This is a genomic window from Kitasatospora indigofera (assembly GCF_014655955.1).
GTDB classification, from domain to species: Bacteria; Actinomycetota; Actinomycetes; order Streptomycetales; family Streptomycetaceae; genus Kitasatospora; species Kitasatospora indigofera.
Window position 1 is genome coordinate 1 of sequence record NZ_BNBO01000050.1, and the last position, 12173, is coordinate 12173.

The following is a 12173-nucleotide window of genomic DNA, read 5'->3' on the forward strand; positions in this document are numbered from 1 at the left end:
GCCGGCCCCCGCCGGGGAGCCGCCCGCTCCGGCGTGCCGGGAACTACCCCGCCACCTGCACCTTGTCGGCCTGGAGCCCCTTCGGGCCCTGGACCGCCTCGAAGGTCACCTTCTGCCCCTCGGCCAGGGACTTGAAGCCGTCTCCCTCGATCGCCCGGAAGTGCACGAACAGGTCGGGGCCGGACTCCGGGGTGATGAACCCGTAGCCCTTCTCGTCGTTGAACCACTTCACCGTGCCGTTCTGCCGCTCCGCCACAACCACTCCTGCCCGGAAGACCCGTGAATCGCAACACGGCGATCATGGCAGGGCCCGGGGCTCCGGCGAGGCCGCAACACAGGGCCGGCCGGCCCTTTCGGCCGGCGGTCACCCGGACCGGTGACCCGCGCGGCCGGTGTCGCGCGCGGCCGGTGTCGCGCCCGTGCGCGCCGGCGCGGCCGCCTCCGGCCCGTCAGTCCCGCAGGGCCGCCAACTGCGCCGCGAGGGTGTCGCTGTGCTGGAAGGTCAGGCCGGCCAGGGCCACGTGCTTCCAGCGGACGGTGCCGTCGCCGTCCAGGATGAAGACCGAGCGGCGCAGGCCGAGGCCGGGGACGGCGATGCCGTAGGCGCGGGCGATGGCGCGGTCGGTGTCGGCGAGCAGGGGGAAGGCCAGGCGGTGCTTGCGGGCGAAGCGCTCGTGGCTGTCGAGGTCCTGCGGGCTGACGCCCCAGACGGTGGCGCCGAGGTCCTTGAAGCGGTCCAGGTCCGAGGTGTACGAGCAGAGCTGCTTCGTGCAGACGGCGGTGTCGTCGCCGGGGTAGAAGACCAGCACGAGCGGGCTGCCCTTGGCCTCGGTGAGGCGGTAGTCGCGGCGTTCGGCGATGTCCTCTTCGAGCAGGACGCCGGGCAGGGTGAACTCGGGGGCCCGGCTGCCGGGCTCGGGGGGCTTGGGCATGAGGGTGGCCTTCCGGGGGGATGGGGGACGTTTCGGGAAGGTGGGGCGAGGGTGCCGCGGCGACGGCGGTGGGGCCGCCGGTCGCCTCCTCGCACCTTACGCCGCAGGTGCGGGGTGCCCTTCGGCCGAGTGGTCCCCCCGCGCGCTCCGGGACCGGCGCGGGCGTGGCCCCGGCCCGGCGGAGGTGGGCCGGGGGCGGGGCCGGTGCCCGCCGGGCCGGGCAACGGGATTGCCGGCCGGGCGTCCCGGAGCCGCCGGCCGCCCGCCGGGCCCGGTGCGGAGATCCGCACGCCGGCGGCGGGTCGCCCGGGCGGGTGACGGTGGCCGGTGGGGACCCGGCCCGCTGCTCGCGGGCCGACGGCTCCTCGGCGGCTACCCCGCGGCGTCCCCGGCGCGGGCGGCCCTGATCTCGTCGAGGTGCGTCTCGGCCCAGCGGCAGAGCTCCGCCAGCAGGGGCGCGAGGGAGTCGCCGAGCGGCGTCAGCGAGTACTCGACGTGCGGCGGCAGGACGGGGAGGGACTCCCGGCGGACGATGCCGTCGGCCTCCAGGCCCCGGAGCGTCTGGGTGAGCATCTTCTGGCTGATCCCGCCGAGCGCCCGCCGGAGTTCGGCGTGCCGCAGGGTGCGGCCGCGCAGGGCGTAGAGGACCAGGGCGCTCCACCGGTCGGCGATCAGGCCGAGCACCTCGCGTGATCCGCACCGGGGGTCGAACACGTCGGGTTCCATCGCTCTCCCCCGGGACAGGCACCGAAAAGTACGTACTACCGCCCCGGACGGTACCGCCCTACGGTCGGGTGCGGCAGCCGATCGGCCCGGGCGGACCGCGGGGCCGAGGGGCGGGCCGGGCCGAGGGCTCGTCCCCGCCCGGTGCCCGCCCCGGAGCAAGATCGGGAAGTGCCTGTCGGGGGCGCCGCCGACCGGCATGATCGGTCCGACGCCGTGGCCGCCGAACTCGCGGCCTCCGTACGGTGATGACGCATGGACGAGAAGGAGAGCAAGCGGATGAGGATCGCGGTTCTGGGCACCGGAGAGGTCGGCCGCAGGCTGGCCGGCAAGCTCGCCTCGCTCGGCCACCAGGTCACCCTCGGCTCCCGGACGGCGGACAACGCCGAGGCGAAGCAGTGGGCCGCGGACAACGGTGGTGCGCACGGCACCTTCGCGGACGCCGCCGCGGCCGGGGACCTGGTGGTGAACGCCACCGGTGGCCTGGTCTCGATGGCGGTGCTGGAGGCGGCCGGCGCGGACAGTCTGCGCGGCAAGGTGCTGGTCGACGTGTCCAACGCCCTGGACTTCTCCGCCGGCTTCCCGCCCGGCGTCGTCACCCCGGACGGCGGCAGCCTCGCGGAGCAGCTGCAGAAGGCGTTCCCGGAGACCCGGGTGGTCAAGACCCTGAACACCATGAACAACACCGTGATGGTCGACCCCGGCCGGGTCCCCGGCCACCACAACGTGTTCGTCAGCGGCGACGACGCGGGCGCCAAGGCGGAGGTCTCGGCGATCCTGGAGTCCTTCGGCTGGGCGCCGGACCGGATCATCGACCTGGGGGACCTGTCGAGTGCCCGCGCCACCGAGCTGCTGATGCCGCTGTGGCTCCGGCTGTACGGGGTGCTCGGCCCGGTGGACTTCAACATCTCGGTGGTCACGGGGCCGCCCGCGGAGTGACGTCGGTGCCCGGTGCCCGGTGCCCGGTGCCCGGTGCCCGGTGACGGTGACGGTGGTCGGTCCCGGTCCCGGTGACGGTGCCGGGCACCGGCCGCGCCGCAGGCCGCCCGCCGGGCCCGGCCGCGGGCCGTCGTAGGGTCGGGGCATGACCGTGCTGCGCTCCACCCTGCTGTTCGTCCTCGCCGCCGTCCTGGAGATCGGCGGTGCCTGGCTGGTCTGGCAGGGCGTGCGGGAGCACCGGGGGTGGGCCTGGGCCGGTGCGGGCGTGGTCGCGCTCGGGGCGTACGGCTTCGTCGCCACCCTCCAGCAGGACGCGAACTTCGGCCGGATCCTGGCGGCGTACGGCGGGGTGTTCGTGGCCGGCTCGCTGGCCTGGGGGATGGCGCTGGACGGCTACCGGCCTGACCGCTACGACGTGGCCGGCGCCCTGGTCTGCCTGGCCGGCGTGGCGGTCATCATGTACGCCCCGCGCGGCAACTGAGGCCGGCGGGGCGTCCGGCCGCCGCGCCCCGCCGCCGCCGCGCCCTGCCGCCGCCGCGCCCTGCCGCCGCCGTGCCCTGCCGCCGCCGTGCCCTACTGCCGGTACGTCGTCAGGAAGCGGCCGATCCGGCTGATCGCCGTCTCCAGGTCGTCGGCGCGCGGGAGGGTGACGAAGCGGAAGTGGTCGGGGCGGGGCCAGTTGAAGCCGGTCCCCTGGACGATGTGGATCTTCTCGCGGAGCAGCAGGTCCAGGACGAACTTCTCGTCGTCGACGATCTTGTGCACGGCCGGGTCGAGCTTGGCGAAGGCGTACAGCGCGCCCTTCGGCTTGACGCAGCTGACGCCGGGGATGTCGTTGAGGGCCCGCCAGGCGACGTCCCGCTGTTCGGCGAGCCGGCCGGTCGGCAGCACCAGGTCGTTGATGGACTGGTGACCGCCGAGTGCCGCCTGCACGGCGTACTGGGCGGGGACGTTGGGGCACAGGCGCATGCCGGCCAGCATGGTCAGGCCCTCCAGGTAGTCCTTGGCGCGGGCCTTGGGGCCGGAGACGACCAGCCAGCCGCTGCGGAAGCCCGCCACCCGGTAGGACTTGGAGAGGCCGTTGAAGGTGAGGGTGACCACGTCGTCGGCGAGGGCGGCCAGGCAGTGGTGCTCGGTGCCGTCGTAGAGGATCTTGTCGTAGATCTCGTCGGCGAGGACCATCAGGTTGTGCCGCCGGGCCAGGTCGAGGATGCCCTCCAGCAGTTCCTTCGGGTAGACGGCGCCCGTCGGGTTGTTGGGGTTGATGACGACGATGGCCTTGGTGCGGTGGGAGATCTTGGAGGCGATGTCGTCCAGGTCGGGGTACCAGTCGGCCTCCTCGTCGCAGAGGTAGTGCACGGCCTTGCCGCCGGCGAGCCGCACCACGGCCGTCCAGAGCGGGAAGTCGGGGGCCGGGACGAGTACTTCGTCGCCGTCGTCCACCAGGGCCTGCACGGACATCTGGATCAGCTCGGAGACGCCGTTGCCGAGGTAGACGTCGTCCACCGTGACGCCGGCGACGCCGCGCTGCTGGTAGTACTGCACCACGGCGCGGCGGGCCGGCAGGATGCCGCGCGAGTCGCTGTAGCCGTGGGCGTTCGGGAGGTTGCGGACGATGTCCTGGATGATCTCCTCGGGCGCCTCGAAGCCGAAGGTGGCGGGGTTGCCGGTGTTCAGCCGCAGGACGCTGTGCCCGGCCTCCTCCAGCGCGTTCGCCTGGTCGACCACCGGCCCGCGGATCTCGTAGCAGACATCCTTGAGCTTGCTGGACTGGCGGAACTCCATCAGCGGCCTCCCGAGCCTCACCCTCACCAACCTGGTCGCTTTGTTCTACCAAGTAACCACTTGGAAAGTCCAACCTTTTGGCTATGCTGATCCCCATGTCACGCCGAAGCTACGACCAGTACTGCGCCGTCGCCCGCGCCCTGGACGCGGTGGGGGAGCGCTGGAGCCTTCTGATCGTCCGTGAACTCCTCGGCGGCCCGCGCCGCTACACCGACCTGCACGCCGACCTGCCCGGCGTCTCCACCGACATCCTCGCCGCCCGCCTCAAGCAGCTGGAGGCGGACGGCCTCGTCCTGCGCCGCAAGCTGGAGCGGCCCGCCAACGCCGTGGTGTACGAGCTGACCGGGCGCGGCACCGCGCTGCGCCAGGTCGTCCTCGCGCTCGGGGAGTGGGGCACCGGCCTGCTCGGGGAGCAGCGCCCGACCGACGCCGTCCGGGAGCACTGGTTCGGCTCGCCGGCGGCGGTGCGGGCCGCCTCGGCCGGCGGCTGAGCACCGGCTGGACGGGGAGCAGGTGGACGGGGAGCGGGTGGACGGTGCCGCCGGAGCGGGTCCGGACCGGCGGGGTCAGGCGTACCGCACGGAGGACTTGAGCGCCACGGCCAGCCAGTGGTGCGCCGACCCCATGTCCGGCTCCCCGTCCGCCCGCAACTCGGCGGCCAGCGACCAGTAGCGCTCCATCCGGGTGTCCCGCCGCCCCGCCGTACGGTGGGCCAGCCCGCGGCGGAAGTCCGCCGTGTCGGTGCGGTGTTCGGCCGCCGCGTGGGCCTGGACGAAGCAGTCCAGCGCGCCGCCGGCGGCGGGCGGGCGGCCCGCCCGCAGCTCCTGCCCGGCCAGCTCGTACGCCTCGCCGAGCCCCTCGTACATCCGCACCGCGTCGCAGTCCGGCCCCGGGCCGGTCAGCTCCCGGATGGACGCGGCGGCGGCCCGGTCCGAGGCGAGCGCGTGCAGCCGGGCGTACGCCAGGGCCTGGCCCGGGGTCGGATCGCCCGGCAGCTCGGGCACGGCCGAGGCGACGATCGCCGACATCAGCCGGGCGGGCAGCCGGACCGGCAGGATCCGCCGCCAGAACGCCGCCAGGACGTCCGGGCCCGGCGGGTTCTCCAGGGCCTCGCCGAGCAGCTCCAGCCCCTCCGGCCCGGTGAGCTCGAAGGCCGCCAGGGTGGCCTCCCGCCAGCGCAGTTCCACCATCTGGCGACGGGTCTCCCGGCGTTGCCGGGCCAGTGCGCCGGCCAGTTCGGCCTCGCCGTGCAGGATCTCGGCGACCGCCGGCAGGGCCAGGCCCAGCGCCCGCAGCCGCCGGACCGTCCGCAGCCGCTCCAGCGCCCCGGCGCCGTACCGGCGGTGGCCGCCGGGGCTGCGCCCGGCCTCGGGCAGCAGCCCGGAGTCGGAGTAGAACCGGACGGTCTTCACACTGACCCCGGCCGCCTCGGCCAGCTCGCCGATGCTGTAGCCGGCCTGGTGCTCCGCCGCCGGGGCGTCCGGGGCGGCGGCCGGGCCGAGGAGCGCCGGCGGGTCCGCCGGCCGTGACGGTGCGTTCATTCCTGGCTTCCCCCTTGCCTTCGGATCTCCAGCATGACGCAGATCCGCCGCGGGGGCCGTCGGCCGGCCGGGCGGGGCGGGGGTGGGGGCCGGGCCGGGGCGGGCGCAGGGGGCGGGCGGCGGCCTGGGCCGCCGCCCGTCAGGAGGCCCACGGCGGGGTGAACACCGAGCCGTCGGGGAGGGTGGCGGTGAGCCCGGTGCTGGTGGTCACCCAGGCCTGCGCCGGCCGGTCGCCGGGGTTGTCGACCCGCAGGACGGTGCCGGCCGGGACGATCGCGGTGTCGCCGGGCAGCAGCGTGCGCGCCTGTTCGTCGAGGGTGATCAGCAGCGAGCCGTCGAGCAGCAGCAGGATCTCCTCGCGCCCGACGGTGTGCGGCACGCCCGCGCTGCCGGCCGGGACGTCCAGCCGCCAGGCGCACAGTTCGGTGCTGCCGGAGGCGGTGGACGCGTAGGAGGTGAAGCGGGCGCCGTGGATCTCGTGGACGGTGGCGGCGTCGGCGGGGACGAAGGGCATGGCGGGTTCCTCTTCCGATGGGTCGGGCGAAGGCCGGTCGGCCGGGCAAAGTAGTCAAGATGCTTGACTAGATGGTCAAGGGGATTGACCATCCTGTCAAGTGCTCTGGCAGACTCCCTGCCATGACCGAGAACGCCGACAGCTCCCTCGTCCCGCTGATCCTCGGCCTGGCCACGGACCTCGTGCAGGCCGTCGACGCCGGCGTCCGGGACCGCGGCTTCGACGACATCCGGCCCGCGCACGGCTTCGCCTTCGTCCGCCTCGCCCCGGACGGCGCCGGCGTCGGCGAGATCGCCGCCCACCTGGGCGTGACCAAGCAGGCGGCGAGCCAGCTGGTCGACGAACTCGTCCGCAAGGGCTACGTCGAGCGACGCCCGCACCCGACCGACGCCCGGGCCAGGCTGGTCGTCCTCACCGAACGCGGCTGGGCCTGCACCCGCGCCGCCGACGAGGCCGCCGCCGACGCCGTCCGCCCCTGGGCCGAGCTGCTCGGCGAGCGGCGGATCCGGGAGCTGCGCGAGGACCTGGCCCGGCTCGGCCCGTCCGGGCGGATCCGCCCGGTCTGGTGACCGGTGCCGGCCGCCGGCCGCACCCGGCGGGTCGCGCGGCGGGTCGCGCGGCGGCCGGCCGGGGGCCGGAGCCCGGACGGGTTACGGACGGGTAGGGGCAGTCGCGGGCGCCCCGACCGGTCCGCGTACGATCGTCGCGCCATGGAGAACTCAGCCACTTCCAGCGTGTCCCGCGGCCCCGGCCGCCCCGACCGCTACGCCAGCTTCACCAGCTACGTCGCCGTCGGGGACTCCTTCACCGAGGGCATGTGCGACGACGTGCTCCCGAACGGCCGTTACCGCGGCTGGGCCGACCGGGTGGCCGCCCGGCTGGCCGCGGAGCAGCCCGGGGGCGCGGGCCTCCGGTACGCCAACCTCGCCGTGCGCGGCAAGCTGATCGGCCAGATCCACGACGAGCAGATCGGCGAGGCGGCGGGTCTGCGCGGCGAGCTGGTCACCCTGGCCGGCGGCCTGAACGACGTCCTGCGACCCGGCTGCGACGTCGACCGGGTGGAGGAGCTGCTCGGGCGGTCCGCCGCCGCGCTGCTCGACTCCGGCGCCGTCGTCGTCCTCTTCAGCAGCACCGACCCGACCCGCCGGCTGGGCGGCAGCGCCCGGCTGCTGCCCGCGATCCTGCGGATGAAGGCCTTCGTCGAGGGCCTCGCCGCCGATCCCAGGGTGGTGGTCGTCGACCTGTTCTCGGCCCCCTGCTTCGACGACCCCAGGCTCTGGGCCGAGGACCGCCTGCACCTCTCGCCCGAGGGCCACCGCCGGGTCGCCGAGGCCGTCCTGGAGGCGCTCGGCCGCCCGGCCGGCTTCGACTGGCGGGCGCCGCTGCCGGCCGCCGCGCCGCCCGGCCGGCTCGCGAAGCTCCGGTCGGACCTGCGCTGGCTCGGCTCCCACCTCGGCCCGTGGATCGGCCGCCGCCTCACCGGCCGCTCCTCCGGCGACGGGATGACGGGCGCGCACTTCCGCCCGGAGCTCGGCCGGGTCGTCCCCACCGTGATCACCTGGCTGGGCATGCCGGCGGCGGGCGAGCGCCCCTGGGCGGACGACCTGCCGCACGGCGCGGCCCACGCCGAGGGGCGCTGAACGGCGGCGGAGCCCCCGGCCCGGACGGCCCTCGCGGCCGGCCGGGGCCCGGACGCCCGCGCCGTTCACCCCTGGCCATCACCCGGCGCCCGCCCTCGCGCAACCTGTAGAGTCGCTCGGCATCGGACAGCGCGCACCCTGGGGGGACAGTGCCGGACGGCCTGCTCGTGCACCTCGTGGATCAGTTCGTCACCCGCCGGGAGCAGGTGGCGACCGCAGGGCTTTCCTACCTCGCCCGGGAGTACCCGCCGGTGCGGGAGGTGCTCGGCGCACTGTCGGCCGTCGACCCGGCCGACCGGGACCGCCTGCTGTACCGGCCCGAGGCGGTGGCCGCGGACGCACAGGGGCGGCCCGACATCGTCGGCGAGCGCGGCGGCGAGCGCTGGGTGGTGGTCGAGGGGAAGTTCTGGGCGAAGCTGACCGACGCCCAGCCCTGCGGCTACCTGCGCGGGGTGTCCGAGGGCGGCGTGGTGCTGTTCCTCTGCCCGAGCTCCCGGATCGAGCCGCTCTGCGCCGAGCTGGCCGAGCGGGTGCGCCAGGAGGGCCTGGGCTACGACGAGTTCACCCCGGACGGCACCGGGCTGCAGGTGATGACCACCAGCGGCAGACGCCACCTGGTGGTGGCCTCCTGGCCGGTGCTGCTGCGCCGGATCCGCGCGGCCGCGGCCGGTGACTTCCCCCAGCTGGACTTCGAGGTGGATCAGTTGGAGGGGCTGGTGGGGCGCTTGGAGAAGGAACTGGTGGAGTGGTCGCGGGCCGAGCTTGAGCAGGGCGTCACCCGCGGCACCTTCCGCAAGGCCGTCACCACCGCCGAGCTGCTCTTCGACGGCATGGACCGGGACGCCCGCACCACCCGGACGGGCAACCCCAAGTGGGTGGACCGCAACGGGGTGCACTTCCGCGCCAGGTACGCGGTCGGCGGGCTGCACCTCTACGTCGGCTACGAGCCCGAGAAGTGGTCCCCGGACTTCCCGACCCCGCTCACCTTCGGCATCTGGAGCCCGGACGTCCCGCAGGAGCTGAAGCAGCCCCTGCACCGCGCGTACAGCGGCCTGGCCGCCCGGATCTGGGCCGCCTCCGACTTCCCCGGCCCCGGGTTCACCCCGGCGCACGAGGGCGCCACCTGGTGGTGGGGGCCGATACCGGTCGCCGCGGACCGCCCGGCGGACGAGACCAGGGCCCGCCTGACGCAGGGCCTGGACGAGCTGCTCGGGACGCTCGACGCCCTGCGCTGAGATGCGGCGGGGCGTGGGACGGCGGTGCCGCGCGGCGGTCGCGCACGGGGTGGCGGCGGGCGGTGCACGGGGCGGCGGTGCGCGGCCGTGGTGCGGGCTCGCGGGGCTGGGCTCAGCGGGCCAGGATCCGCCGGAGCCAGCGGGTGCGGGCCTCGCGCGCGTCCCGGCTGAGGGCCGCCCGTGGCGCGAGGGTGTCGAAGCCGTGGAACGCGCCGGGCCAGACGTGCAGTTCGGCCTCGCCGCCGGCCCGCCAGATCGCGTCGGCGTAGGCCACGCCCTCGTCCCGGAAGGTCTCGGCCGACCCGACCTCGACGTAGGCCGGGGGCAGGCCGGACAGGTCGGTGGCCCGCGCGGCGGCCGCGTACGGCGACAGGCCGGCGGCGCCGTACCGTTCGCCCAGCAGGGCCTGCCACGCGGTCGCGTTGGAGGTCCGGTCCCAGGTGTCGAGGCCCGCCAGCTGCCGGCCGGAGAAGGTGTTGTCGCGGTCGTCGAGCATCGGGCTGAGCAGCAGCTGGCCGATCGGGGCCGGGCCGCCGCGGTCGCGGGTCAGCAGGGCGAGTGCCGCCGCGAGCCCGCCGCCCGCGCTCTTCCCGCCGAGGACGACGCGGCCCGGGTCGAGGCCGAGCGCGGCCGCCCGCCCGGTCACCCCGACGAGGCCGGCGTAGCAGTCCTCCACGGGCTGCAGGTACCGCGCCCCCGGTGCCAGCCGGTACTCGACGGAGACGACCGCCAGGTGCAGCGGGAGGGCCCATTCGCGCAGCAGCCGGGGCAGCACGGACCACGCGTTGCCCATGATCATTCCGCCGCCGTGCAGGTAGTACAGGACGGGCAGCGGCCCGGCGGCCCCGGCCGGCCGGGCGACGACCAGGGCGACCTCCGTCCCGTCGGGGCCGGCCGGTGCCCGCAGCTCCGTCACCTCGAACCTGCCGTCGGCCCGCAGCTCCCCGAGCGTCGGCCGGGGCCGGGCCGTGGCGTCCCGCCGCTGGGCGGCCGCCAGGCCGGCCGGGGTGACCGGCCCCCTGGCCGCCGGCCCCGCGGCGGCCAGCGCGGCGGCCAGCTCCGGGTCGAAGGGCGGTACTTGCCGGGCCACCGGGCCGCGGTCGCGCCGCGGCTGGCTTCCCTCGTCGTCCACGACCCGACCCCCTCGGCCTGGGGAGGCCGGCGGCATCCCGTTCGGTACAGCGTGCGGGCCCGGGGCGATCCGGGGAGGGCCGGGCCTACCGCGCCCCCGCGGTGCGGGGCACCGCGGCCGCTCCTTGCTCGCCGACGGCGGCGACCAGGGACCGGACGTGCCTCGTGGCCAGCGCGCGGGAGGTGAACGGCAGGGTGACACTGCGCGGTTCCGGCCCGCCCACCTCGACGGTCAGGCGGTATCCCGGCCTCCTGCCGATCCGGCGCACGAGGGCCGACACCGCGGTTCCGACGCCGATGAGTACGGCGAGCACGAGCCCGGCGAGGACGCCTCCGGGCAGACTCGCGGCGGACCAGTCCAACTGCCCGCTGTCGGGCCCGCGCAGCCGGACCGTCACCGGGACGCCGTCCGGTCCGACGACCGCGTCGCCGAGCGACGCACCGTACTTCTGGTCCGGGTTCCCCTCCCGGAAGGCCAGGCCGGCGGTGTCCTCGGTGCCGAGGGCGGCGGCCCGCATGCCGAGGATCCGTCGGCCGGTGTCCTCCACACGCTTCCGGTCGCTGCTCGCCGTCGACCGCACCACCAGCTCCCGGCCGTCGCGCAGCCGCAGCTCGACCAGCCAGTAGTCCGTCCCCTTGCTCCCCCGCCCCTCGCGGACCGCGACCTCCTCGACGTCCTGCCAGGGGGTGCGGCGGGGGCGGAGCTGCACCCCTTCGGCGATGCCGTTCCGGTCGACGACCAGCCCCAGCCGGGCCGTCACGACGCACCAGGACGCGGAGAGGATCACGATGACGGCCGAGAACACCTGCCCGCCGACCGACGGGCGGAACAGGCCAGGGGCCGACAGCAGCAGGAAGAGCACGCCCAGGGCGACCAGGAGCAGCCGCGCCGGCTCGTAGGATTTCACCGGCTCCATGGAATCCCCCCATGATCCTTGACCGGCCGGCCCGTACGGCCGGTGGGTCCGGCGTACCGCCCGTCGGCCGGCGCACCGAACGTTCACCAATGACGCTGCGTCACATGGTAGCCCGGGGTGCGGTCGTCGCGCAGGGGCGGACCGCAACTTCCCGCCCGGCGGACGGGTGTGGCGGGCCGGGGGCGGCAACGTGCCGACGCAACGGCGTTGCCCCCGGCCGCGCCGGGATGTCAGGACCGGCGGATCTCGTTGCCGTCGTCGCCGATGCTGGTGGTGCCGTAGCAGCCGGTGCGCAGGTCCTGCCAGGTGCATCCGTCGCATCCGGCATCGGCGCGGACCCGGTGCTGGATCTTGCCGTGCGCCGAGCGGTCGTCGGCGGAGAGGCCGTTGACGTACAGCCGGTCGCCGTCCGGGTGGAAGGTCGAACTGCCCAGCTCTTGTTCGAGTGAGCTGAGACACGGGCCGGTGGCCCGGTCGTGCCGTGATGGTCGGGCGACGGTCCTCAGGAGGCTCCCGGTCGCCGGTCGTGCTGCTTTCCCTGTCCGCCGGGGGCTGTCCCGGGGGTTCGTTCGTCTGCGGGGGTTCCGCAACGAGCGATGTCTCGCTACGCAAAAACACAAGTCTCTGATGAAGTTTGATGGCACAGCTTTGCAAGTCTTTGGCAGAAGGCTTGTGGAGGGCCGTGTGCGCGCCCTACTGTCGCCTCACCCTCAAGGCGTTCGCGGGTGCCGCGCAGCGTCTCCAGGCACCCGCCCTCCCGAGAGAAACGAGCAGTGCGATGTCACGGAACGTCACAGGAACCGGCGCGAGACGGAC

The 12173-nt window shown here is 75.2% G+C and carries 15 protein-coding genes; 6 read left to right on the forward strand and 9 right to left on the reverse strand.

The window, feature by feature from the left end:
* Positions 1–43: 43 nt before the first annotated feature.
* The 3 genes from IE329_RS30695 to IE329_RS30705 form a co-directional block, all read right to left on the reverse strand.
* Complete coding sequence (locus tag IE329_RS30695) at positions 44–256, reverse strand: cold-shock protein (RefSeq protein ID WP_190214274.1); 213 nt, start codon at positions 254–256, stop codon at positions 44–46.
* Positions 257–449: 193 nt separating this feature from the next.
* Positions 450–932, reverse strand: coding sequence for a peroxiredoxin (locus IE329_RS30700; RefSeq protein ID WP_190214275.1), 483 nt, complete (start codon positions 930–932; stop codon positions 450–452).
* A 372-nt stretch (positions 933–1304) separates the two neighbouring features.
* Positions 1305–1658, reverse strand: a complete 354-nt coding sequence (locus IE329_RS30705) for a winged helix-turn-helix transcriptional regulator (RefSeq protein WP_190214276.1) — start codon at positions 1656–1658, stop codon at positions 1305–1307.
* 276 nt (positions 1659–1934) lie between these two features.
* Here IE329_RS30705 and IE329_RS30710 point away from each other — a divergent pair, with 276 nt between their 5' ends.
* Positions 1935–2594 carry an NADPH-dependent F420 reductase gene (locus IE329_RS30710; protein WP_190214324.1) on the forward strand — a complete coding sequence of 220 codons (660 nt, stop codon included), beginning with the start codon at positions 1935–1937 and terminating at the stop codon, positions 2592–2594.
* 145 nt (positions 2595–2739) lie between these two features.
* On the forward strand, positions 2740–3075 hold the full coding sequence (locus IE329_RS30715; protein WP_190214277.1) for a YnfA family protein: 336 nt from the start codon (positions 2740–2742) through the stop codon (positions 3073–3075).
* A 92-nt stretch (positions 3076–3167) separates the two neighbouring features.
* Here the strand turns inward: IE329_RS30715 and IE329_RS30720 are convergent, their stop codons facing one another.
* Positions 3168–4379 (reverse strand): pyridoxal phosphate-dependent aminotransferase, encoded by a 1212-nt coding sequence (locus IE329_RS30720; RefSeq protein WP_190214278.1) that lies wholly within the window; start codon positions 4377–4379, stop codon positions 3168–3170.
* 95 nt (positions 4380–4474) lie between these two features.
* Between IE329_RS30720 and IE329_RS30725 the strand changes: the two genes are divergently transcribed.
* Positions 4475–4870 (forward strand): winged helix-turn-helix transcriptional regulator, encoded by a 396-nt coding sequence (locus tag IE329_RS30725; RefSeq protein WP_190214279.1) that lies wholly within the window; start codon positions 4475–4477, stop codon positions 4868–4870.
* 75 nt (positions 4871–4945) lie between these two features.
* On the opposite strand, the gene IE329_RS30730 is transcribed toward IE329_RS30725, so the two are convergent.
* Together IE329_RS30730 and IE329_RS30735 are read right to left on the reverse strand one after the other, a co-directional pair.
* On the reverse strand, positions 4946–5920 hold the full coding sequence (locus IE329_RS30730; RefSeq protein ID WP_190214280.1) for a helix-turn-helix domain-containing protein: 975 nt from the start codon (positions 5918–5920) through the stop codon (positions 4946–4948).
* A gap of 139 nt (positions 5921–6059) precedes the next feature.
* A complete protein-coding gene (locus IE329_RS30735; protein WP_190214281.1) occupies positions 6060–6434 on the reverse strand; it encodes a cupin domain-containing protein in 375 nt (124 codons plus the stop codon).
* 122 nt (positions 6435–6556) lie between these two features.
* Here IE329_RS30735 and IE329_RS30740 point away from each other — a divergent pair, with 122 nt between their 5' ends.
* The 3 genes from IE329_RS30740 to IE329_RS30750 all read left to right on the forward strand — a co-directional run bounded on the left by IE329_RS30740 (position 6557) and on the right by IE329_RS30750 (position 9309).
* On the forward strand, positions 6557–7003 hold the full coding sequence (locus tag IE329_RS30740) for a MarR family winged helix-turn-helix transcriptional regulator (RefSeq protein ID WP_190214282.1): 447 nt from the start codon (positions 6557–6559) through the stop codon (positions 7001–7003).
* A 141-nt stretch (positions 7004–7144) separates the two neighbouring features.
* On the forward strand, positions 7145–8074 hold the full coding sequence (locus IE329_RS30745; RefSeq protein ID WP_190214283.1) for an SGNH/GDSL hydrolase family protein: 930 nt from the start codon (positions 7145–7147) through the stop codon (positions 8072–8074).
* 176 nt (positions 8075–8250) lie between these two features.
* Positions 8251–9309 carry a hypothetical protein gene (locus tag IE329_RS30750; RefSeq protein WP_190214284.1) on the forward strand — a complete coding sequence of 353 codons (1059 nt, stop codon included), beginning with the start codon at positions 8251–8253 and terminating at the stop codon, positions 9307–9309.
* Between the two features lie 112 nt (positions 9310–9421).
* On the opposite strand, the gene IE329_RS30755 is transcribed toward IE329_RS30750, so the two are convergent.
* From IE329_RS30755 to IE329_RS30765, 3 genes are all read right to left on the reverse strand, one after another.
* Positions 9422–10441, reverse strand: coding sequence for an alpha/beta hydrolase (locus IE329_RS30755; RefSeq protein WP_229927898.1), 1020 nt, complete (start codon positions 10439–10441; stop codon positions 9422–9424).
* A gap of 85 nt (positions 10442–10526) precedes the next feature.
* The gene (locus IE329_RS30760; protein WP_190214286.1) at positions 10527–11357 is read right to left on the reverse strand and encodes a PH domain-containing protein; all 831 of its coding nucleotides are present in this window, start codon (positions 11355–11357) and stop codon (positions 10527–10529) included.
* Between the two features lie 230 nt (positions 11358–11587).
* Positions 11588–11947, reverse strand: coding sequence for a hypothetical protein (locus tag IE329_RS30765; protein WP_190214287.1), 360 nt, complete (start codon positions 11945–11947; stop codon positions 11588–11590).
* Positions 11948–12173: the final 226 nt, after the last annotated feature.